At 74.5% G+C, this 20,857-nt stretch carries 20 protein-coding genes, 1 pseudogene and 1 riboswitch; of the genes and pseudogenes, 11 read left to right on the top strand and 10 right to left on the bottom strand.

All coding sequences use genetic code 11. The features are described 5' to 3' along the window. The 3 genes from ACLQ22_RS15980 to ACLQ22_RS15970 all read left to right on the top strand — a co-directional run bounded on the left by ACLQ22_RS15980 (position 1) and on the right by ACLQ22_RS15970 (position 2,433). Positions 1-723, top strand: a complete 723-nt coding sequence (locus ACLQ22_RS15980) for an alpha/beta hydrolase (protein ID WP_425692962.1) — start codon at positions 1-3, stop codon at positions 721-723. Positions 724-848: 125 nt separating this feature from the next. Beyond that, positions 849-1,580: a histidine phosphatase family protein gene (locus tag ACLQ22_RS15975; RefSeq protein ID WP_425692961.1), complete on the top strand. Its 732-nt coding sequence runs from the start codon at positions 849-851 to the stop codon at positions 1,578-1,580. Then, on the top strand, positions 1,564-2,433 hold the full coding sequence (locus ACLQ22_RS15970; RefSeq protein ID WP_425692960.1) for an NAD(P)H-hydrate dehydratase: 870 nt from the start codon (positions 1,564-1,566) through the stop codon (positions 2,431-2,433). The genes ACLQ22_RS15975 and ACLQ22_RS15970 overlap by 17 nt, the downstream gene beginning before the upstream one ends. A gap of 160 nt (positions 2,434-2,593) precedes the next feature. Here the strand turns inward: ACLQ22_RS15970 and ACLQ22_RS15965 are convergent, their stop codons facing one another. Continuing rightward, positions 2,594-2,761 (bottom strand): hypothetical protein, encoded by a 168-nt coding sequence (locus tag ACLQ22_RS15965; protein WP_425693062.1) that lies wholly within the window; start codon positions 2,759-2,761, stop codon positions 2,594-2,596. Here ACLQ22_RS15965 and ACLQ22_RS15960 point away from each other — a divergent pair. From ACLQ22_RS15960 to ACLQ22_RS15950, 3 genes are all read left to right on the top strand, one after another. Next, complete coding sequence (locus ACLQ22_RS15960) at positions 2,744-2,974, top strand: S8 family serine peptidase (protein WP_425693055.1); 231 nt, start codon at positions 2,744-2,746, stop codon at positions 2,972-2,974. The two genes, ACLQ22_RS15965 and ACLQ22_RS15960, sit on opposite strands and share 18 nt — an antisense overlap. Beyond that, positions 2,965-3,684 (top strand): S8 family peptidase, encoded by a 720-nt coding sequence (locus tag ACLQ22_RS15955; protein ID WP_425692959.1) that lies wholly within the window; start codon positions 2,965-2,967, stop codon positions 3,682-3,684. Before ACLQ22_RS15960 ends, ACLQ22_RS15955 begins: the two co-directional genes overlap by 10 nt. A 113-nt stretch (positions 3,685-3,797) precedes the next feature. After that, the gene (locus tag ACLQ22_RS15950; protein WP_366643232.1) at positions 3,798-4,298 is read left to right on the top strand and encodes a hemerythrin domain-containing protein; all 501 of its coding nucleotides are present in this window, start codon (positions 3,798-3,800) and stop codon (positions 4,296-4,298) included. 42 nt (positions 4,299-4,340) lie between these two features. Here the strand turns inward: ACLQ22_RS15950 and ACLQ22_RS15945 are convergent, their stop codons facing one another. Together ACLQ22_RS15945 and ACLQ22_RS15940 are read right to left on the bottom strand one after the other, a co-directional pair. Continuing rightward, the gene (locus ACLQ22_RS15945) at positions 4,341-5,192 is read right to left on the bottom strand and encodes a metallophosphoesterase family protein (RefSeq protein WP_425692958.1); all 852 of its coding nucleotides are present in this window, start codon (positions 5,190-5,192) and stop codon (positions 4,341-4,343) included. 91 nt (positions 5,193-5,283) lie between these two features. After that, a complete protein-coding gene (locus ACLQ22_RS15940; RefSeq protein ID WP_425692957.1) occupies positions 5,284-5,916 on the bottom strand; it encodes an SDR family NAD(P)-dependent oxidoreductase in 633 nt (210 codons plus the stop codon). Positions 5,917-6,084: 168 nt separating this feature from the next. Next, positions 6,085-6,174, top strand: a riboswitch (ZMP/ZTP riboswitch). Positions 6,175-6,191: 17 nt separating this feature from the next. Between ACLQ22_RS15940 and ACLQ22_RS15935 the strand changes: the two genes are divergently transcribed. Next, entirely contained in the window at positions 6,192-7,631 is a 1,440-nt protein-coding gene (locus tag ACLQ22_RS15935) for a glycine hydroxymethyltransferase (protein ID WP_425692956.1), read from the top strand. A 201-nt stretch (positions 7,632-7,832) separates the two neighbouring features. On the opposite strand, the gene araB is transcribed toward ACLQ22_RS15935, so the two are convergent. The 7 genes and pseudogenes from araB to ACLQ22_RS15900 form a co-directional block, all read right to left on the bottom strand. Next, positions 7,833-9,515, bottom strand: a complete 1,683-nt coding sequence (gene araB, locus ACLQ22_RS15930) for a ribulokinase (protein WP_425692955.1) — start codon at positions 9,513-9,515, stop codon at positions 7,833-7,835. A 238-nt stretch (positions 9,516-9,753) separates the two neighbouring features. Beyond that, entirely contained in the window at positions 9,754-10,014 is a 261-nt protein-coding gene (locus ACLQ22_RS15925) for a hypothetical protein (protein WP_121398707.1), read from the bottom strand. Positions 10,015-10,081: 67 nt separating this feature from the next. Further along, positions 10,082-11,410: a PLP-dependent aminotransferase family protein gene (locus ACLQ22_RS15920; RefSeq protein WP_425692954.1), complete on the bottom strand. Its 1,329-nt coding sequence runs from the start codon at positions 11,408-11,410 to the stop codon at positions 10,082-10,084. Positions 11,411-11,413: 3 nt separating this feature from the next. Next, positions 11,414-12,538, bottom strand: a complete 1,125-nt coding sequence (locus ACLQ22_RS15915) for an alpha-hydroxy acid oxidase (RefSeq protein ID WP_425692953.1) — start codon at positions 12,536-12,538, stop codon at positions 11,414-11,416. A 194-nt stretch (positions 12,539-12,732) separates the two neighbouring features. Beyond that, positions 12,733-13,650 (bottom strand): annotated as a pseudogene (locus tag ACLQ22_RS15910) (alpha/beta hydrolase); the annotation flags it as partial. Beyond that, positions 13,647-14,867: a cytochrome P450 gene (locus ACLQ22_RS15905; protein ID WP_425692952.1), complete on the bottom strand. Its 1,221-nt coding sequence runs from the start codon at positions 14,865-14,867 to the stop codon at positions 13,647-13,649. The pseudogene ACLQ22_RS15910 and the gene ACLQ22_RS15905, both read right to left, overlap by 4 nt. A 65-nt stretch (positions 14,868-14,932) precedes the next feature. After that, the gene (locus tag ACLQ22_RS15900; RefSeq protein ID WP_425692951.1) at positions 14,933-16,234 is read right to left on the bottom strand and encodes an SGNH/GDSL hydrolase family protein; all 1,302 of its coding nucleotides are present in this window, start codon (positions 16,232-16,234) and stop codon (positions 14,933-14,935) included. Positions 16,235-16,507: 273 nt separating this feature from the next. Here ACLQ22_RS15900 and ACLQ22_RS15895 point away from each other — a divergent pair, with 273 nt between their 5' ends. The 4 genes from ACLQ22_RS15895 to ACLQ22_RS15880 all read left to right on the top strand — a co-directional run. Beyond that, the gene (locus tag ACLQ22_RS15895) at positions 16,508-18,103 is read left to right on the top strand and encodes a class I adenylate-forming enzyme family protein (RefSeq protein ID WP_425692950.1); all 1,596 of its coding nucleotides are present in this window, start codon (positions 16,508-16,510) and stop codon (positions 18,101-18,103) included. Beyond that, positions 18,100-19,335: an MFS transporter gene (locus tag ACLQ22_RS15890; RefSeq protein WP_425692949.1), complete on the top strand. Its 1,236-nt coding sequence runs from the start codon at positions 18,100-18,102 to the stop codon at positions 19,333-19,335. The genes ACLQ22_RS15895 and ACLQ22_RS15890 overlap by 4 nt, the downstream gene beginning before the upstream one ends. 9 nt (positions 19,336-19,344) lie before the next feature. Next, positions 19,345-19,740, top strand: coding sequence for an MmcQ/YjbR family DNA-binding protein (locus tag ACLQ22_RS15885; RefSeq protein WP_425692948.1), 396 nt, complete (start codon positions 19,345-19,347; stop codon positions 19,738-19,740). A 254-nt stretch (positions 19,741-19,994) separates the two neighbouring features. Continuing rightward, a partial coding sequence (locus ACLQ22_RS15880; RefSeq protein ID WP_425692947.1) for a M23 family metallopeptidase occupies positions 19,995-20,857 on the top strand: 863 nt, incomplete at its 3' end.

Here is a 20,857-nt window from a genome sequence, read left to right as displayed (position 1 = left end):
GTGGCGACCTACGTTCTGATCCCGCCCGCGGGCAGCGGGCCCTGGTACTGGCACCTGCTGGCGAAGCAGTTGCGTGACCGGGGGCACGACGTGGTGGCGGTCGACCTGCCGTGCGACGACGACTCGGCGGGCCTGGCGGAGTACGCCGACGCCGCCGTCCGGGCCGTCGGGGACCGCACGGACCTGGTCGTCGTGGCCCAGTCGTTCGGCGCGTTCACCGGCCCGCTGGTGTGCGACCGGGTCCACGCGGACCTGCTCGTCCTGCTGACCCCGATGGTGCCCGCCCCCGGTGAGTCGCCGGGCGAGTGGTGGAGCGGCACCGGCTACGCGCAGGCCCGACGGGTCCAGGCCGAACGCGAGGGCTGGACGCCTGAGCAGGGCGAGGACCCGAATGTCGTCTTCTTCCACGAGTTGCCGCCCCGGCTGGTCGAGGAGGCCACGGCGAACGCCCGGGACCAGTCGGCGACGCCGTTCGGGAAGCCCTGGCCGCTCGCCGCCTGGCCGGACGTGCCGACCCGGGCGCTGCTCTGCCGGGGTGACCGCTTCTTCCCGATCGACTTCCTGCGGAAGCTGGTCTCCGACCGGCTGGGGATCGCCCCGGACGAGATGGACGGCGGGCACCCGGTGGCCCTGAGCCGGCCGCGGGAGCTGGCCGACCGGCTGGAGGAGATCCGGCGGGAGGTCTGCGAGGTCGCCCGTCCCACGCCGGACCGCCGGCGCTGACCGGTGCGCCGGGGGCCGGGTGCGCAACCGGCGCCCGGCGCGCCGTCTCCGTCCGCTGCCCCGGCCGAACGACACCGGTCGCCGGCGCGGTTACCCGGGGCGGGCTTGCGGGTAGGGGTTGCCGCATGGCGGAACTGGCGACGCTCTGGATCGTCCGGCACGGCGAGAGCACGGCGAACGTGGCGGCCACGGCGGCCGAGGCGTCCGGCGCCGAGCTGATCGACCTGACCCACCGGGACGCGGACGTGCCGTTGAGCCCGACCGGGGAGGAGCAGGCCCGGGCCACCGCGCGGTGGCTGGCCGGGCTGCCCGAGGCCCGCCGGCCGGACGTGGCGGTGGTGTCGCCGTACCTGCGGGCGGTGCGGACCGCCGAGCTGGCCCTGGCCGGCACCGGGATCCCGCTCAGCCGCGACGAGCGGCTGCGCGACCGGGAGCTGGGCATCCTGGACGGCCTGACCGGGCAGGGGGTGCGCCGGCGGCACCCGGAGGAGGCGGCGCGCCGCGACCGGCTCGGCAAGTTCTACTACCGGCCGCCGGGCGGGGAGTCCTGGACCGACGTGGCGCTGCGCCTGCGTGCCCTCCTCGGGGACCTGCGCCGCGACCACGAGGGCCGGCGCGTGCTGCTGTTCGGCCACGACGCCCTGGTCTTCCTGACCCGTTACCTCGTGGAGGGGCTCACCGAGGCGGAGCTGATGGCGCTGACCCGCGAGCATGTCATCGCCAACTGCTCGATCACCGGCTGGTCCGCCGGGACCGACGGCCGGCTGACCCCCGACGTGTTCAACGACGTCGGTCACCTGCGCGAGCAGGGCGCCCGACCGACCAGGGAGGACGAGGTCCATGCCGAACCGGTCTGACACCCGGGTGATCACCCCCGGCCTGCTGCGGGACTGGGCGCTGCCCGTGCCGACCGGCGGCAAGGAGGCCCGGGGCACGGTGCTGGTGGTCGGCGGCTCGCGGTTCACCCCCGGCGCGGTGCTGCTCGCCGGCGTGGCCGCGCTGCGGGCCGGGGCCGGCGTGCTCCAGCTCGCCGCCGCCGAGTCCACCGCCGCCGCGCTGAGCATCCAGGTGCCCGAGGCGCTGGTGGTGGGGCTGCCGGAGACCGCCGAGGGGGCGGTCGCGGGACGGCCCGGCGAGCTGCTGGGCGACCTGGTGGCCGAGGCGGACGTGGTGGCCGTCGGCCCCGGCCTGAAGGACATCGACGAGACCGGGCGCCTGCTGCGCCTGGTGCTCGACGCGGCCGGTCCGGAGACGTCGCTCGTGCTCGACGCGTACGCCCTGGGGGCCCTCAGCCACGCCCCGGACCTGCTGGTCGGATCCGGCCGGCCGGTGGTGCTCACCCCCAACCTCACCGAGGCCCGGCACCTGCTCGACCGGGAGCCCGGCGACGACCTCGACGCCGAGGCGACGGAGCTGGCCCGCCGGTACGACGCGGTGGTGTCGCTCTACGGCCACATCGCCACCCCCGACGGCCGGAGCTGGCGGGAGGAGAGCGGCGACGCCGGTCTGGGCACCTCCGGCAGCGGGGACGTCCGCGCCGGGCTGCTGGCCGGGCTGCTGTCGCGGGGTGCGGAGCCGGCACAGGCCGCCTGCTGGGGGGCGTTCGCCCACGCGGTGAGCGGTCAGCGGCTGGTCCCCCGGTTCGGCCGCATCGGTTTCCTCGCCCGGGAGCTGCTCGACGAGATCCCCCACACCCTGGCGACCGTCTGACACCCCCGCCCGGGCCCTGCGGACGCGTGTAACGCCACCGGACGCCACGGCGCTGGAGCCTGCGGAGGCGTGCATCCCTCGACGAGGGCGAGACCCTGGAGGTCTCCGCGGCCGAGGCGGCCAACACGACCGCCGACCCGACCAAGGAGCCCCTCTTCGGTCAGCAGTGGGACATGCCGATGATCGACGTCCCGCAGGCCCACGCCGTCAACGCCGGCCGCGCCGACGTGGTGGTGGGCATGCTGGACAGCGGCATCTCCTCCAGCCACCCCGACCTGGCCAGCCAGATCGCGAAGAACAAGAGCACGTCCTGCATCGGTGGGGTCACCGACACACCGAGTCCGCCTGGAACCCGACCACCTCCGACCACGGCACCCACGTGGCCGGCACCATCGCCGCCGCCGTCAACGGCGTCGGGGTGACCGGTGTCGCCCCGGGCGTCAAGGTGGCCGCCGTCAAGGTGGTCAACGACGACGGCTACATCTTCCCCGGGCCGCGGTCTGCGGGTTCATGTGGGCCGCCGAGCAGGGCATGCGGGTGACCAACAACAGCTACTACATCGACCCGTGGGAGCTCAACTGCCGCAACGACGCGCGCCAGCGTCCGGTGTGGAAGGCGGTCCAGCGGGCCCTGCGTTACTCGCAGAGCAAGGGCGTGCTGCACGTGGCGTCCGCGGGTAACTCGAACTTCGACCTCACTCACAAGATCACCGACACGGGCAGCCCGAACAACGGGACGCCCGAGGAGCGCGAGAACCTCACCAACTCCTGCCTCGTCCTGCCGGGCGAGGCGCCGGGCGTGGTGACGGTGTCGGCGGTCGGCCCGACCGGGCAGAAGAGCTACTACTCCTCGTACGGCCAGGGCGTCATCGAGGTGACGGCGCCGGGTGGCGACACCCGCTTCCGTACCCGGGGTGCCAGCTCGACCCTCGCCGACGGCATCCTGTCCACCACCTACAACACCACCACGAAGACCAACGGCTGGGGCTACAAGCAGGGCACCTCGATGTCCTCGCCGCACGCCGCCGGCGTGGCCGCCCTGGCCGTCTCGGCGCACCCGGGCATGACCTCGGGTCAGCTGTCGGCCTTCCTGGGCAACACCGCCGAGGCGATCGCCTGCCCCGGTGGCGTCTACAACCCGGTGCCGCTGATCGCGGCCGGCCCGAACGCCTACGACGCGACCTGCTCCGGCGGCAAGCGCAACGGCTTCTACGGCACCGGCATGGTCAACGCGTACAACGTGGTGAAGTAACAGCACGGCACGACCAGTGGTGGGGCCCGGCGGTGATCCGCCGGGCCCCACCCGTTTTCGCTGCTCACAGCGGGGGTACGGGAGGAGGTGTCAGACGAGCGAGGAGGTCAACGGTGTCCACCGATGCCATCGTCCTGTTGAAAGAGGACCACAAGGAGATGCGCCGCCTGTTCAAGGCGTTCCAGGATGCCGAGGAGGGTCCGGCGGCGCGGCGGCAGAAGCTGGTGAACGAGATCCTGGAAGCCCTCACGGTGCACACCTACCTCGAGAACGAGGTGATGTATCCCGAGGTCCGCAGGCTCCTGCCCGACCTGGAGGACGACATCCTCGAGTCGTACGAGGAACACCACGTCGCCGACGTGCTCTGCGCCGAGCTGTTCACCATGGACGCCGCCGACGAGCGCTTCAACGCCAAGACCACGGTGCTGATCGAGAACGTCCTGCACCACGTCGAGGAGGAGGAGCAGGAGTGGTTCCCGAAGGTGCGCGAGGCCCTCGGCCGTAAGCAGCTCCAGGAGATCGGCGAGCGGATGATCGAGCTGCGCGCCGACGCGCCCCGCAAGCCGACCGACCCGAAGGCGATCAAGAAGTCGCTGGACGCCGTGACGGCCTGAGCGGACGGCACTCCACGGGCCCCGGTGCGCCGGGGCCCGTCGTCACGCCGGGGGCCCGGGCAGGATCCGCCGCAGCGCCGGGGGCGCGGCCCGGGGCCGCCACTCCCGCGGGTAGCCCACCGAGACCTCCTCGAACCGCACCCCGTCGTGCCAGGTGGTACGGGGAATGTGCAGGTGGCCGTAGACCACTGCGGCGGCGTCGAAGCGCAGGTGCCAGTCGGCGGTGGACTCGGTGCCGCACCACTGGGCGAAGATCGGGTAGCGCAGCACCCGGGTCGGCTCGCGCAGCAGTGGCCAGTGGTTGACCAGCACCGTCGGCAGTCCCGGCTCCCGTTCGGCGAGCCGCCGCGCGGTCTCGGCGACGCGGGCGGCGCACCAGGCCGACCGGCTCGGGTACGGGTCGGGGTGCAGCAGGAACTCGTCGGTGCACACGATCCCCGTCCGGTACGCCTCCTCCAGCGCCGCCTCGGGGGTGTCGAACCCGTCCGGACGCCAACTGTAGTCGTAGAGCAGGAACAGCGGCGCCACGACCACGGGCCCGCCCGCCCCCCGCCACACCGGGTACGGGTCCTCCGGGGTCAGCACGCCCAGCCGCCGGCAGGCGTCGACCAGGTACGCGTAGCGCGCGGTCCCGCGCAGCGCCACCGGGTCGGCCGGCGGGGTCCACAGTTCATGGTTGCCCGGCGCCCAGACCACCTTCGCGAAGCGGCGGCTGAGCAGGCCGAGGGCCCACTCCACGTCGGCCACGGTGTCGCCCACGTCCCCGGCGACCAGCAGCCAGTCCCCCGGCGATCCGGGGCGCAGCCCTTCGACCACCTCCCGGTTGTCCCGGTGACCGACGTGCAGGTCGCTGATGGCGAGCAGGCTGCCGCCCTCGCCCTCCTCCCCCGCCATGCCGCCGATCATAGGCAGCGGCGCGCCCGGCCGCGAAGTTTCCCCGCACCGGCGGCGGGCCCCACGACCGGCCCGCCGCGATCCGGAAGGGTCAGCTGCCGGAGCCCGGCTCGGCCATCCTGCGGTGCTGCGCCGCCTTGAGCTTGTCCGGGACGATCTTGCCGGCGGCGGTCTGCACCTTGTTGAGCAGCGAACCCGCGGTCACCGTCTGGTCGCCCCGCATCATCGCCGCGAAGCCCTGCTCGGCCACGGTCCGCGGGTCGTCCTTGCGTCCCGAGCCGACCCGGGTGTCCTCCATCTCGGCACGGGCGAAGAACTCCGTGTCGGTCGGCCCCGGCATCAGCGGGGTCACCGTCACGCCGGTGTCCTTCAGCTCGTTGCGCAGCGCCTCCGCGAAGGACTGCACGAACGACTTCGAGGCGTTGTAGACGGCCTGGAAGGGCCCCGGCATGGTGGCGGCGATCGACGAGGTGAACAGGACCCGGCCGGCGCCGCGCCGCACCATGCCCGGCAGCAGCAGTTTGGCCAGGTGCACCGTCGAGCGCACGTTCAGGTCGACGACGGCCAGCTCGTCCGCGAGCGTGGTGCCCCCGACGAACTCCCCGCCGGCGCCCCGCCCGGCGTTGAGGGCCAGCGCGTCGACCGGGCGGCCGGTCGCGGCCACCGCCGCCGCCAGCTCCTCGACCCCCTCGGCGCGGGTCAGGTCGGCCCGGACGGGATCCACCCGCGCCCCCCGTCGCGCCGCAGCCGCTCCGCCGCCGTGCCGATCCCGTCGTCCTCGGCGGCGACCACCAGGGCCGGTTAATCCCCACGTCGACACCCGCCCACCCCGCCGGGGGCCGCCGCCGGGACGAGGTGGGCCGGGGACCGCCGGGGTCGACCCGGTAGGATCGGCACGGGCCGTGACTGGCGCGTAGGGATGGAGAACCATCGGGAAGCGGTCCCGTCATGAGGACGCATGCCGAGCGCCTGGGCCTTCCGCACGTCACTGGAGGTCGCATGTCGTCGCTGAACGCCGAATCCACCGCCTTCCGCAGCGCCCTCGAGGTGATCCGCGCCGTCGAGCCCCGGGTGGCCGACGCCATCGGCGCCGAACTCGCCGACCAGCGCGAGTCGCTCAAGCTCATCGCCAGCGAGAACTACGCCTCCCCCGCGACTCTGCTGACCATGGGCAACTGGTTCAGCGACAAGTACGCCGAGGGCACCGTCGGCCGCCGCTTCTACGCGGGCTGCCAGAACGTCGACACCGTCGAGGCGCTCGCCGCCGAGCACGCCCGGGAGCTGTTCGGCGCCGCCCACGCGTACGTGCAGCCGCACTCCGGCATCGACGCCAACCTGGTGGCGTTCTGGGCGATCCTGGCCGACCGGGTGGAGTCGCCGGCGCTGAAGAAGGCCCAGGTGCGGCAGGTCAACGACCTCACCGAGGCGGACTGGTTCGCACTGCGCCGGGAGCTGGGCAACCAGCGGATGCTCGGCATGTCGCTGGACGCCGGCGGCCACCTCACCCACGGGTTCCGGCCGAACATCTCCGGCAAGATGTTCGACCAGCGCAGCTACGGCACCGACCCGGTCACCGGCCTCGTGGACTACGACAAGGTCGCCGAGGCGGCACGCGAGTTCAAGCCGCTGATCCTGGTCGCCGGCTACTCGGCGTACCCGCGGAAGGTCAACTTCCGGATCATGCGGGAGATCGCCGACTCGGTCGGCGCCACCTTCATGGTCGACATGGCGCACTTCGCCGGCCTGGTCGCCGGGAAGGTCTTCACCGGCGACTTCGACCCGGTGCCGCACGCGCACATCGTCACCACCACCACGCACAAGTCGCTGCGCGGTCCGCGCGGCGGCATGGTGCTCTGCCAGCCCGAGCTGGCCGACCAGGTCGACCGGGGCTGCCCGATGGTGCTCGGTGGCCCGCTGCCGCACGTGATGGCCGCCAAGGCCGTCGCCCTCGCCGAGGCCCGCCGCCCCGACTTCGCCGACTACGCCCAGCGGATCGTCGACAACGCCCAGGCACTCGCCGAGGGGCTGCTGCGGCGCGGCGGCAAGCTGGTCACCGGCGGCACCGACAACCACCTGGTGCTGATCGACGTCTCCGGCTACGGGCTGACCGGCCGGCAGGCCGAGCAGGCGCTGCTCGACTCGGGCATCGTCACCAACCGCAACTCCGTGCCGCAGGACCCGAACGGCGCCTGGTACACCTCCGGCATCCGGATCGGCACCCCGGCGCTCACCAGCCGGGGGCTGGGCACCGCGCAGATGGACGAGACGGCCGAGCTGATCCACACCGTGCTCAGCCAGACCAAGCCGGGCGCGAACCCGGACGGCACCGCGTCCAAGGCCAAGTACGTCCTCGACCCGGCCGTCGCCGACCGGGTCGCCAAGCAGGCCAGCGACCTGCTGACCGGCTTCCCCCTCTACCCGGCCGTCGACCTCGGCTGAACCGCACCACCCGACGCCCCCGCCCGGCCCACCGGGCGGGGGCGTCCCCGTCCCCGCACGCCGCCCGCTGCCCCCGGGGTGACCGCCCGGGTACCGCGTCGATCATGCAGTTCCGGTGCCCGTTTCGCCCACTCTGAGGACGTTTCGCGGCCCACCACAACTGCATGATCGACGCGTGGGGTGGGGGCGGGAAGGGTGGGGTTAGTGGGGGCGGTGGCGGAGGGTGCGGAGGTGGTGCAGGACGTCGGTGCCGCCCCGGCCGAAGTGGTCGTGCAGGGCGCGGTACTCGGCGTACAGCTCGTCGTAGGCCGCCGCCCGGGCCGGGTCGGGGTGCCAGGTCTCGCGCCGGGCGGCGCCCATCGCCGCCGAGGCGGCCGGCACGTCCGGGTACGCACCGGCGGCGACCGCCGCGTGGATGGCCGCGCCCAGCGCCGCCGGGTGCGTGGAGTCGACCACGTGCAGCGGCCGGCCGAGCACGTCGGCGTAGATCCGCAGCAGCAACCGGTTGTCGGTCAGTCCGCCGGCCACGGTCAGTTCGTCGACGGCCACCCCGGCGGCGGTGAACGCGTCGACGACGGTCCGGGCACCGAAGGCGGTGGCCTCCAGCAGCGCCCGCCAGATCTCCTCGGGCCGGGTGGCCAGGGTCAGCCCGACCAGTACGCCGCTCAGCTCGTGGTCCATCAGCACCGAGCGGTTGCCGCTGTGCCAGTCCAGGGCCAGCAGCCCGTGCCCGCCCACCGGCTGGTCGGCGGCGAGGGTGTCCAGCAGCTCGTACGGGCTGAGCCCCCGGCGGCGCGCCTCGTCGGCGTAGCCGGCCGGCAGGGCGTTGCGGGCATACCAGGCGAAGATGTCGCCGACCCCGCTCTGCCCCGCCTCGTAGCCCCAGGCCCCGGTGGTGACGCCCCCGTCGACCACGCCGCACACGCCGGGCACCTCGCGGTACGCCGCCGCGTTCATGATCAGGCAGGTGGAGGTGCCCAGCACCGCCAGCATCCGGCCGGGCTCGACCGCGCGGGCCGCCGCGGCGGTGACGTGCGCGTCGATGGCGCCCGCCGCGACGGTGGTCCCGACCGGCAGCCCGGTCCACGCGGCCGCGTCGGCGGTGAGCCCGCCGGCCCGGGCGCCCATCGGCACGAGCGGACCGTCGACGCGGGGCAGCAGCCCGTCGAGGCGGGGATGCAGGGCCCGCAGGAACTCCGCCGACGGGTACCGCCCGTCCTGCCGCAGCCCCTTGTAGCCCGCGGCGGAGACGTTGCGGGTCTCCCGGCCGCAGAGCTGCCAGACCAGCCAGTCCGCGGTCTCGATGAAGCGCTCCGCCCGGTCGAAGACCGCCGGGTCCTCCTGGAGCACCTCCAGCGCCTTGGCGAGCTGCCACTCGGCGGAGACCCGGCCGCCGTAGCGGGGCAGCCAGCTCTCCCCGCGCGCGGCGGCGACGTCGTTGATCCGGACGGCCTGCCGCTGGGCGGCGTGGTGCTTCCACAGCTTCGGGTACGCGTGCGGCCGCCCGGCCAGGTCGGGCAGCTCGCAGAGCGGGGTGCCGTCGGCGAGGGCGGGCAGCATCGTGCAGGAGGTGGCGTCGACGCCGATGCCGCACACGTCCTCGGGACGGACCCCGGCGGCGCGTAGCGCGGCGGGCACCGCGACGCGGAGCACCTCGCGGTGGTCGTCGGGATGCTGCAACGCCCAGTCCGGCGGCAGCGGCGTGCCGTCCGGCAGCCGCTCGGTGATCACCCCGTGCCGGTACGGGTGGACGGCCTCGCCCCGCACGACGCCGTCGGCGACGTCGACCACGACCGCCCGACCGGAGAGGGTGCCGAAGTCGACGCCGACGACGAACCGGGCCGGCCCGCCCGTCGGCCGCGCCGTGTCTCCTCCTGCCGCCACGGCTCCTCCTCCTGCCGCGCGGCGTCGGTGCCCCGGGCGGGCAACCGGCCGGCGACGGCGGGAGAAGACGCTAGCAACAACGCCGCGCGCCCGACATGGCGCCGACGGATGATGGCGGGCTCCGAACCGGCACCGGGGCGGCCGGACCCGGACCGCACCCGGGCGGCCGACCCGGGGCGGACCCGAGCCGCACCCGGGGGCGGCGGGGAGGAGGGGGAGGAGGGGGGCGGCCGAGGCCTCAGGCGACGGGCCGCTTCAGGTGGTAGCGGTGCACCTCGGTGCTGCCCTGCACGTTGTTCACGTCCTCGGCCGCGGAGACCAGTTCCCAGCCCTCCCGGCCGGCCCGGTTGAGGTGCGCGATCGCCGTGTCGCCGTACGCGGTGATGTCCCGGCGCGACCCGTCCGGGCCGTACCAGATGAAGCTGACATGGAAGTTGCGGCCCTGCCCCTGATAACGGCGGACCAGCAACGCGTACTCCCAGGCGACCATGGCGTCCATTATGAGTGTCCACCCAGGACGGCGAAACACGGGCAGTCGCGCTTTGCCGTGCGGTGAACGCGGTGTGTCATCCCACGTCGGCCGTCGCCGCCCGGCGGGCCATCTCGTCGGCGACCAGTGCGGCCAACCGGTCCAGCCCGAGATCGATCTGGTCCGGGGTGACGGCGCTGACCGACAGCCGCAGCGCGTCGACCGGGGCGCCGTCGTCGTAGAAGTGCGCCATCGGCGTCCAGAGCAGCCCGTACTCGCGGGCGGAGCGGTGCAACAGGGCGTCGTCGACACCGAACGGCACGCTGACCACGACGAAGAACCCGCCGGCAGGGACGTTCCAGCGCACCGGTGAGGTGCCCGCCGGGAAGCGCCGGGCCAGGCCGTCGACCAGGTGGCGCAGGTTGCGTCCGTACGCGGCCCGCTCCCGGACGGTGGCCGCCGCGAGGCTGCACCCGTGCTCCAGCAGCGCCCCGCCGACCACCGCCTGGGCGATGGCCGAGGTGTTCACCGTGACCATGCTCTTGATCTTGGCGAGCTGGTCGGCGAGCAGCCCCACCGTGCCGTCGGCGCCGGCGACACGCTGGTCGGCGACCACGTAGCCCACGCGCGCGCCGGGCAGCACCGTCTTGGCGAACGAGCCCAGGTAGACCACCCGCCGCGCGGTGTCCAGCGCCTTGAGCGTCGGCGGCCGACCGGCGTCCGAGGCGGGAAAGAGACCGTACGGGTTGTCCTCCAGCAGCAGCAGGTCCTCCTCGGCGGCCAGGTCGAGCAGCCGCCGCCGGTCGGCGAGGCCGATGCTGGTCCCGGACGGATTGGCGAAGTCCGGCATCACGTAGCAGGCGCGTGGGCGCAGCCCCGCCGCCCGGGCGAGGCGCACCTGCTCGCGCAGGTCGGCCAGGTCGATTCCGGCCGGGCCGCCCCGCACCGGCCGCACCGGCAGGTCCAACAGCCGGGCGGCACCGGTCAGCCCGACGTACGTCGGGGCGACGGCGAGCAGCACGTCGCGCGGGTCGGCCCGCAGCGCCCGCAGCACCAGGAACATCGCCTCCTGGCAGCCGACGGTCACCACGATCGCCTCCGGGTCGACGGTCATCCCCTCGTCGACGGCGAGGTTGCGGGCGACGAGGTGGTGCACGATGCCCTTGGTGCGGCCGTACTGCAACAGCGTCCGCCGCACCTGCGCGGGGCTCTGCCCGAGGTCGTCGGCCAGGTGCCGGCGGAACCTCTCCAGGTGCCGGTGCAGCGCCGCGACGTCGAAGAACTCCTCGTAGGGCCGGCCGGCCGCCAGCGACACCGCGTCGGGGTAGTGCTGCGCCACCTCGTTGAGGAAGTTCATCGAGTTCAGCGCCGGGTCGTCGACCGCAGGGTGCAGGTCGGCGACGTGCAGGTCCACCGGGTCGGCCACCGCTCAGCCCTCCGTCAGCACGCGCAGCTCGCGGGCGGCCGCCGGGTCGGCGCAGCCGGCCAGCGCCAGGGCGTCGCGGAACTCGCCGGCCAGCAGCTCAAGCGCCGTCCGGGCCCCGGCCTCGCCGCCGGCGGCGAGCGCCCACAGCATCGGCCGGCCGACCAGCACCCCCCGCGCGCCGAGGGCGAGCGCGCGCAGCACGTCGACGCCGTCGCGCACGCCGCTGTCCAGCAGCACCTCGCACCGGTCGGCCACCGCCGCCACCACCTCCGGCAGCATGGTCGCGGTGGCCGGCGCCCCGTCGAGCTGCCGGCCGCCGTGGTTGGAGACCACCACGGCGTCCGCGCCGGCGGCCACCGCCAGCTCCGCGTCGCGCGGGTCCAGCACGCCCTTCACCACCAGCGGCAGGGCGGTACGGCCGCGCAGCCACTCCAGGTCGGCCCACGTCAGCGCGGGCGCGAAGACATCGCCGGTGTGGGCGGCGATGGCGGAGACCCCCGGGGTGGCGGTGTGCGCGAGGTCGTCCCGGCCGGCCGGGAGGTTGGCCGCCACGACGTGCGGCGGAATGGCGAACGCGTTGCGCACGTCGCGCCGCCGCGAGCCGAGGATCGGCACGTCCACGGTGACCGTGAGCGCGGTGCAGCCCGCCGCGTGCGCCCGGTCCAGCAGGTCAGCGACCAGGCCCCGGTCGCGCAGCCAGTAGAGCTGGAACCAGACCGTCGCGCCGGTCTCCGCGATCTGCTCGATCGGCACGCTGCCCAGGGTGCTCGCCACGTACGGCACGCCGGCCGCGCCGGCGGCGGCGGCCAGCGCCAGCTCCCCGTCGGGGTGCACCAGCCGCTGGTACGCCATCGGCGCCACGGCCACCGGCATGGCGTACGACGCGCCGAGCAGCCGCGCCTCGGTGCGCGGGGTGCGCACGCCGCGCAGCACCCGGGGCAGCACGGCCACCCGGTCCAGCGCGCGCCGGTTCGCGGCGAGCGTCGTCTCGGCGCCGCTGCCGCCGTCGACGTAGTCCCACACGTCGGGCGGCAGCACCGCCCGGGCCAGCCCCGCGAAGTCGGCCAGGCTGGCCGGCGACGGCTGCGCCACCGGCAGGTCCGACTTCGGCAGCACGCCCTCCACCATCACCGGTCTCCCTTCCCACCGGCGCCGCCCCCACTGGCGGTCGCCGCGCTGCCGGCCGATGCGCCGTCCGTCGCGCCGGCGGCGGTCGCCCCGCTGCCGGCCGGTCCGCTGCGCGCCTCGCCGCCTGCCGCCACGTCGGGCGCTCCGCCACCCACCGCGCCGCCACCCGCCGCGCCGCCACCCGCCGCGCCGAGCCGTGCGCGCAGGAACGCGGCGGCCTCGTCCTGGGCGCGCCGGCCGTCGTCGAACGCCGCCGGCATGGCGAAGAAGCCGTGGATCATGCCGGCGTACCGGGTGAGGGTGGTGGGCACCCCGGCGTCGCGCAGCCGGTGCGCGTACCGCTCCCCCTCGGCGCGCAGCGGGTCGTGCTCGGCGGTGATCACCAGCGCCGGCGGCAGGCCGGTCAGGTCCGCGGCGAGCAGCGGCGACGCCAGCGGGTGCCGCGCGTCGGTGGGGTCGGGAAGGTAGTGGCCCCGGTACCAGGCGACCGAGCGGCGGTTGAACAGCAGCGGGTCCTCGCCGTCGCCGTCGGGTTCGGCGCTCTGGTCGGTGTTCGGGTACACCAGCAACTGGGCGGCGAGGCGGGGCCCGCCCCGCTCGCGGGCCAGCAGGGTGACGGCGGCGGCGAGGTTGCCGCCGGCGCTGTCCCCGCCGACCGCCACGCGCCGCGGGTCGACGCCGAACTCCTCCGGGTGCGTGGCGAGCCACCGGGTGGCCGCGTGGCAGTCGTGCACGGCGGCGGGGAAGGGATGCTCCGGGGCCAGCCGGTAGCCGACGGTGACCACCTGGCAGGGCACCGCGTTGGCGAGGCGCCGGCAGATGCCGTCGGCCGTGTCGACGCTGCCCAGCGTCCATCCGCCGCCGAAGAAGTAGACCAGGGTGGGCAGCGGCCCCTCCCCCGCCGGTCGGTGGATCCGCACCGGCAGGTCGCCGGCCGGGCCGGGCACGATCGCGTCGCGTACCTCGTGCACCGGCTCGACCGCGCCGCCGCCGGCGCGGATCGCGGCGAGGTCGGCGGCGCGGGCCTCGGCCAGCGTCTGGGAGTACAGCGGCGGGGTGCCGGCCGCCTCGCGGGCGGCCCGGTACGCCGCCACCTGCGGATGGACGCTCACGCGAGACCTCCTCGGGGATGCACCGTCAGCTTGTCGACGCCGCGCAGGAAGAGGCTGCCGCTGTACGTCGGCGCCTCGGCGACGGCGAGCCCGGGGAAACGGGCCAGCAGCCGGGGCAGCGCGAGCCGGCCCTCCAGCCGGGACACGGCGGCGCCGAGGCAGAAGTGCGGGCCGGCGCCGAACGCCAGCGACGGCGGGCCGCTCCGGCGCGGGTCGAAACGGTCCGGGTCGGGAAAGCGGGCCGGGTCGCGGTTGGCGGCGGCGAGGATCAGCAGCACGTTGCGGTCCTGCCCGACCGGCGCCCCGCCGACCTCGGTGTCGTGGGGCGCGGCCCGGGCCAGGAAGTGCACGGGTGCCTCCAGCCGCAGGATCTCGTCGACGGCGCCCCGGGTCAGCGCGTCGTCGCCGGGCAGCGCGGCGGCCACCTCGGGGTGGGCCAGCAGCAGCGGCAGCCCGTTGGAGAACATGTAGACGGTGGTGACGAAGGCCGCGTTGAACAGCACGATCAGGTTGCTGACCAGCTCGTCGGCGGTCAGCTCCACGTCGCCGGAGTCGACCGCCTCCACCAGCGCGCTGATCAGATCTTCCCGGGGCCGGCGACGCCGGTTGGCGATCAGCTCCGCGTAGAAGGCCCGCAGCTCGGCGGCGGCGGTGTTGGCGGCGGCGAGGCGCTGCGGGGTCGTGCCCGCCACGTCCAGGAACTCGTCGATGCGCTCCACCCGCTGCCGGTAGAAGTCCAGCTCCCCGGCGGGGATGCCGATAAACTCCGCCATCACCAGGGCCGGCAGCGGGTACGCGAACTCCGCGACGAAGTCGAGGCCGTCGTCCCCGGCGTCGGCCATCCGGTCCAGCAGCCCGTCGACGACCCGGTGCACGGCCGGCTCCAGCGCGCCCAGCCGGCGCGGCGTGAAGGTCCTCGCGAACACCGCCCGCATCCGGGTGTGCTCCGGCGGGTTGACGAACATCATCGAGGTCTGGAGGGTGCGCAGCACCTCCTGCTCCCGCCAGCCCGGCGGGGCCTGCTTGTACCACCGCGGGTCGCGCAGCACCTGGCTGACCAGGTCGTAGCCGACGGCGACGGCGGCGACCGAGCGGTGTTCGGCGCGCGCCGGCACCGGGCTGACGGGCCCCAGGCGGTGCAGGGCGGCGTAGCAGGGGTACGGGTCCTGCCGGCCCTCGTCGCTGTAGAGACGGGTCAGCAGCTGGGTGACGTCCACAGTCCTCCGGTCCCCCCATCGACGGCGCCGCGGGCGGCGGGGGTCGCCCGCCGCCCGCGCCGGTGTCACAGGCCGAGCAGTCGCAGCGGTACGGCGTTCGCCAGCGCCTGGTTGCCGGCGTCGTTCGGGTGGATGTGGTCGCCCGAGTCGTACGCGGGCAGCAGCCGGCTCGGCTGCGCCGGATCGCGCAGCACCCGGTCGAAGTCGAGCAGCCCGTCGAACTCGTCGCTGCCGCGCAGCCACGTGTTCACCGCCTGCCGGGTGGCCTCCTTCTCGGGCGTCCACACCCCCGGGTTGCCGTGCCCCTCGTACGGGGTGAGCGTCGCCCCGAGGCTGCGCAGGCCGCGCGCCTTCACCTGCTGGTTGATCTGCCGCAGCGAGGCGATGATCTGCTCGGCGGAGTCGCCCGACATCCAGACGTCGTTGATGCCGACGTGGGTGATCACGGTCCGGGCGTCGGTCTGCGCGAAGACGTCCTCGTCGAGCCGGGCCAAGGCGTTGGGGCCGAGTTCGTGGTAGCCGGGGAAGCCGCCCGCCCCGGGCTCCGGGCCCTCGTGGTTGAGCCGGTTGCCGGCGAGGCTGAGGTTGAGCACGCCCGGGGTGCGTACGTCCGGGCGGGCGTCGATGAGCCGGTCGGCGAGCAGGTCGGGCCAGCGCTTGTTGGCGTTGACGGTGCTGCCGTTGCCGTCGGCGATGGAGTCGCCGAAGACCACCACCGAGCCGGGGCTGTGCCGGCGCTGCACGTCGATGCCCGACAGGAAGAACCAGCAGCAGTTCGGCCGGATCGTGAACCCGGCCCCGCCGGCGGCGGAGGTCAGGTCGGTGGCGCCGATGAAGTTGGTCTGCCGGGACTGGCCGTGGAAGGTCACCGGCCCGGTGGGGGTCGGGAAGTGCACCGTCAGCACCAGGTCCTGCTGGTCGCCGACGGGCAGCGCGACGGGATCGCTGACCAGCTCGGCGCCGCGGTTCATGGTGGCCGAGGTGGCGCCGCCGAAGGTCAGCGTCCGCAGGGTCGAGGTGTCGATGTCGGACAGGTCGTCGGGGGTCGCGGTGTTCGGCTTCGCGACGGTGGCGCGGCCGACCCGCACGGCCTGCTCGCCGTACGAGTTGCTCAGCCGGACCCGGAACCGCTCTCCGCCGACGGTGGTGTGCACGACCATCCGTACGCTCTGGTCGTTGAGGCCGTTGTTGGTCAGGCCGGTCGCGTTTCCCCTGGTGACCGCAGCGGCCCAGCTGCCCGCCCAGACCGTGCGCCGGTGGGACGCCCCGGTGTCCGACGGGCCGGCGCTGGCCACCATCGCCGGGGTGCCGGCGACGAGCAGGGCGGCGGCGGACGCGACGACATGCCATCTCTTCGGAGTCGACATTGAACCTCCATCGTTGGCAGCCCAGGGCCGTCCGCTGACGGCACCGCCTGGACGATGGTCCAGAAACCTAGCCGTCCCGTTTCACGACCGTCAATCAACCTGATCGACGCGATCAAATGTCCTCCGGGCCGGCCGGAGCGCCGTTCAGGCTCTGTCCGGTGACAGCCGGTGGTACCTACGCTCACGGACGGCGGCGGTGCGGTCGCCCGGCCGCCGCGCCGTCCCGGGGCTGCCCGGCGCACGGCCACACTTCTGCGGCGAGAGGGCTGTCGGATGACCGACCGACCGGAGCGACGGGCCGGCTACGTGCACCGGGCGCTGGAGCTGTTCGCGGGCTTCGGCGACCGGGAGGCGCTGGTCGGAAACGGACACCGGCTCAGCTACGCCGAGGCCGCCGCGCAGGTGCGCGGGCTGGCCGCGACCGTGCTCGGGCACGGCGTACGGCCGGGGCAGGCGGTGCTGCTCGCGCTCGGCAACCCGGTGGAGGGGCCACTGGTGCAGCTCGCCCTGCACCTGCTGGGCTGCCGGACGATGTGGGTCGCCCCGGTCACCTCCCGCCGGGAGGTCGACGAGTTCGTCCGGCTGGCCCGTCCCGACGCGTTCGTCTACGACGCCCGGGACCCGACCGGCCTCGGCCCGGAGCTGGCCGCCGGGCTGTCCGGCGTACCCGTGCTCTGCCTCGGCCCGGGTGGAGCGGGCCCGGACCTCCTCGCCGCGGTCGCGCGCGCCGGGGCGGTCGAGCTGCCGGCCGAGGTGCCGCCGCCGGAGTCCTTCCTGCAGACCAGCGGCACCACCGGCACTCCGAAGCTGGTGCACCACCGGGAGAGTTTCTACGCGCAGATCCTCGCCCTGGCCGCCGACTTCCGCGCCGCCGGCCATCCGCCGCTGCGACACCTGTCGCACTCGCCGATGTGGCTGGCCAGCGGCCAGATCACCACGCTGTTCAACCTCTTCACCGGCGGGGTGCTGTTCCCCCGCGACGGCTGGGACCCGGCGCGGTTCATCGCCACCCTCGACCGGGAGCGGATCAACTCGACCTTCGTCACGCCGCCGATGCTCTACGAGGTGCTCGACCATCCGGCGCTGGAGGGCGCGGACTTCTCCGCCATGTTCATGTTCAACGTGGGCGCCGGGCCCGCCGCGCCCGCCCGCCTGCGCCAGGCCATCGCCCGCTTCGGGCCGGTGCTGCGCATCGTGTACGGCCTCAGCGAGGCCGTCGTGGTCAGCGCCCTGCCGGGGCTGACCGACGACCCGGCGCACCCGCAGCGGCTGCGCTCCTGCGGGCGACCCTACGGCGACGTACGCGTCGAGGTCCGCGCCGAGGACGGCACGGTGCTGCCGCCCGGCGCCGACGGCGAGGTGTGGGTGCACACCGACCTGCGCTTCGCCGGCTACCACGGCCAACCCGAGCTGACCGCCGAGACGCTCGTCGACGGTTGGGTCCGCACCCGCGACGTCGGGCACCTCGACGCCGACGGCTACCTCTACCTCGTCGACCGGTTGCAGGACCGGATCCTCACCCGGCGGCGCAGCTGGCCGATCCACTGCCGCCCGATCGAGGACGTCCTGGCCGGGCACCCGCAGGTGCGGGCGGCGGCGGTGATCGGCGTGCCGGACGAGGCGGCGGGCGAACTGCCGTACGCCTACGTGGTGCCGGCGCCCGGCGCGACGGTGACCGCCGGGGAGCTGATCGACCTGGTGACCGCCGAGCTCAGCGACACCTGGGCGCCGGGCGGGGTGGAGTTCGTCGACCGCCTGCCGCTCAACCGCTCGGCCAAGGTGGACAAGCGCGCGCTACGGGCCCGCCACGCCGCGGACCACCCGTCGTCGGTCGAGCACCCGGAGGCGTCGATCGGCAGCCTGGCGTGACCCCCCGGCGGGAACTGACCGTCCTGGTCGCCGCCGACCTGATCTCCAACCTGGGCAGCCGGATCTCGGTGGTGGCCATCCCCTGGCTGGTGCTGGAGACCACCGGCAGCCCGGCGAAGATGGGCGCGGTGGCCGCTGCCGAGACGCTGCCCTACCTGCTCTCCAGCGCCCTGGGCACGCCCTGGGCGGACCGGATCGGGCTGCGCCGCAGCTCCATCCTGGCCGACGCGGGCAGCGCCGCGCTGATGGCGGCGGTGGCCCTCACCCCATGGCTCGGGTTCGGCGCGCTGCTCGCCCTGGTCGCCCTGGTGGGCGCGCTGCGGGGCGTCGGCGACCGGGTCAAGCACGTGATGTTCCGCCCGGCCGCCGAGGCCGCCGGGGTCCGGCTGATCCGGCTGACCTCCGTCTACGACGGGTTGGGCCGGCTGGTCACCCTGCTCGGAGCGGGGCTGGGCGGGCTGCTCGTCTGGTGGTTCGGGGTGACGCAGGCGCTCCTCATCGACGCCGCCAGCTTCGCCGCCTGCGCCCTGCTGGTCGGCCTGCTGGTCCGGCCGCCGGCCGAGGCGTCGGAACCGGCGGCGCCGGAGCGATACCTGCGCGCGCTCGCGGGCGGGTTCCGCCACCTGGGCCGCGACCGGATGCTGCTGACCATGCTGCTGGTGATCTCGGCGCTGAACATGGTGGTCAACGCGAGCGTCGCCGTCTACATCCCGCTCTGGGTGGCCGACGTGCTGCGCGGTCCCGCCGGGCTGGGCCTGGTGCTCGGGGCGTTCTCGGCCGGCGCGCTGCTGGGCAACCTGCTGTTCACGGCGTACGGGCCCCGGCTGCCCCGGTACCTGACCTTCGTGGTCGGCGCGGCGCTCGGCGGCACCCCGCGGCTGCTGGTCCTGGCGCTGAGCGAGGAACTGGCGGTGGTGCTGGCGGTGACGTTCGCCTCCGGCATCGGCATCGCGGCGGTCAACCCGCTGCTCGGGGTGGCGATCTACGAGCGGGTGCCGGCCGCCCTGCAGACCCGGGTGATCGGGCTGGCCGGGTCGCTGGCGTTCGCGGGCCTGCCGCTGGGCGCGCTGCTGGGCGGCTGGTCGGCCACCGCGCTCGGCCTCGTCCCCGCCCTGCTGGTCATGGCGGCGTTCTGCCTCGTCGTCACCCTGCTGCCGCTCCTGCCCGGCCTGCGTCCACGGTCCACCGCCGCGCCGGCCGAGCGGGCGCCGGGTGTCGTGGGTCGGGCGTAGGGTCGGGACATGGCCACGTGGGAGGACGTACGCCGGATCGCGCTGGGTCTGCCGGAGACGGGCGAGCACCCGTCCTACCAGGGGGCGCCGGCATGGAAGGTCCGCGACAAGGCGTTCGTCTGGGAGCGACCGCTGCGCCGCGCCGACCTCGACGCCTTGGGGGCGGCGGCGCCCGACGGTCCGGTCCTCGGCGTACGGGTGCCGGACCTGGGGGCGAAGGAGGCGCTGCTCGCCGACGACCCGGCCGTCTACTTCACCACCCCGCACTTCGACGGCTACCCGGCGGTCCTCGTCCGGCTCGACCGGATCGACCCCGACGAGCTGGCCGAGCTGATCGTCGAGGCGTGGCAGGACCGGGCGCCGAAGCGGCTCGCGGCGGCCCACCGGGCGGAGCGGCAGGCTTAGGCCGCGCCCCCGCCCGCGGGGCCGCCCGTGCCGCGCGTACACCGATCTGGCCCCGCTCCACGCGCTGCTGTAGAAATACAGGCACTTGGATGCCAGGCTTCGTCGCGGGGTCCTCAATGGACGGCGGGGTGGCCTCGTCAGGAGCGAGGAGACCGCGGGTTATGGCGACGACCGAGCCTCGGCCCTGCTGCGGCGACCTTCGCGGGTCGCCGGCGGTAGGGCGCAGGGAACTGCTGCGAGGTACGGCGGCGGTGGTGACGGGTGTGACACTCGGTGGCCTGGCCCGGCCGGCGACCGCGCTGGCGGCACCACCGGTGATCTACAACCCGTTCGGCGGCTACCGGGTCACGGACGGGTGGGCGGAGCACCTCGCCCGCGGTTCCCTCGGGGGGATCGACTACGGGATGCCGGTCGGCACGCCCCTGCCGGCGTGCGGCGCCGGAACGGTCCGGAACACCCCGTACAACGGCACGGGCGGCCACACCGTCACCATCCACCACTCCGACGGGTACCGCAGCCAGTACCTGCACCTGTCGGAGTTCCTGCTGGCCGACGGCGCCACCGTGCCACCGGGCGCCGTCGTCGGCCGGTCGGGCGGCGCAGCCGGTGCCCCCGGTTCCGGTTCCTCGACCGGGCCGCACCTGCACTGGCACATGATCGACCCCGCCGGCAACAGGATCAATCCGCTGGTCTACATCGCGCAGCATCCGCCGGCACCGGTCTCGACCGGGCCCCGCACCCCCGGGCTGGCCCGGTTCGGGGGTAATACCTGGACGTTCTACACGACGGACATCGCCAACGGCACCGGCGTCACCTACCGCCAGATCAACTGGCCCGGAACGATGGCCTCGGACCGCCCGCTGGTCGGCGACTGGACCGGATCCGGCCGAGCAACACCAGGACTCGCCCGATACGGGGGTGGCACCTGGACCTTCTACACCACAGACGTCGCCAACGGCACCGGCATCACCTACCGACAGATCAACTGGCCCGGAACCCTCCCCACCGACACACCCCTCGTCGGCGACTGGACCGGAACCGGCCGAGCAACACCAGGACTCGCCCGATACGGGGGTGGCACCTGGACCTTCTACACCACAGACGTCGCCAACGGCAC

Source organism: Micromonospora sp. DT178, assembly GCF_049841695.1.
Taxonomy (GTDB): domain Bacteria; phylum Actinomycetota; class Actinomycetes; order Mycobacteriales; family Micromonosporaceae; genus Micromonospora.
The sequence above is the reverse complement of the archived record's forward strand: the minus strand, read 5'-3'. Positions and strand labels throughout refer to the sequence as shown.

Excerpts from the sequence above, each read along its gene's own strand:
- ACLQ22_RS15975 (WP_425692961.1), top strand. The coding sequence starts at position 849 with ATGGCGGAACTGGCGACGCTCTGGATCGTCCGGCACGGCGAGAGCACG.
- ACLQ22_RS15970 (WP_425692960.1), top strand. The coding sequence starts at position 1,564 with ATGCCGAACCGGTCTGACACCCGGGTGATCACCCCCGGCCTGCTGCGG.
- ACLQ22_RS15955 (WP_425692959.1), top strand. The coding sequence starts at position 2,965 with ATGCGGGTGACCAACAACAGCTACTACATCGACCCGTGGGAGCTCAAC.
- ACLQ22_RS15945 (WP_425692958.1), bottom strand. The coding sequence starts at position 5,192 with ATGGCGGGGGAGGAGGGCGAGGGCGGCAGCCTGCTCGCCATCAGCGAC.
- ACLQ22_RS15935 (WP_425692956.1), top strand. The coding sequence starts at position 6,192 with ATGTCGTCGCTGAACGCCGAATCCACCGCCTTCCGCAGCGCCCTCGAG.
- ACLQ22_RS15925 (WP_121398707.1), bottom strand. The coding sequence starts at position 10,014 with ATGGACGCCATGGTCGCCTGGGAGTACGCGTTGCTGGTCCGCCGTTAT.
- ACLQ22_RS15915 (WP_425692953.1), bottom strand. The coding sequence starts at position 12,538 with ATGGTGGAGGGCGTGCTGCCGAAGTCGGACCTGCCGGTGGCGCAGCCG.
- ACLQ22_RS15900 (WP_425692951.1), bottom strand. The coding sequence starts at position 16,234 with ATGTCGACTCCGAAGAGATGGCATGTCGTCGCGTCCGCCGCCGCCCTG.
- ACLQ22_RS15895 (WP_425692950.1), top strand. The coding sequence starts at position 16,508 with ATGACCGACCGACCGGAGCGACGGGCCGGCTACGTGCACCGGGCGCTG.
- ACLQ22_RS15885 (WP_425692948.1), top strand. The coding sequence starts at position 19,345 with ATGGCCACGTGGGAGGACGTACGCCGGATCGCGCTGGGTCTGCCGGAG.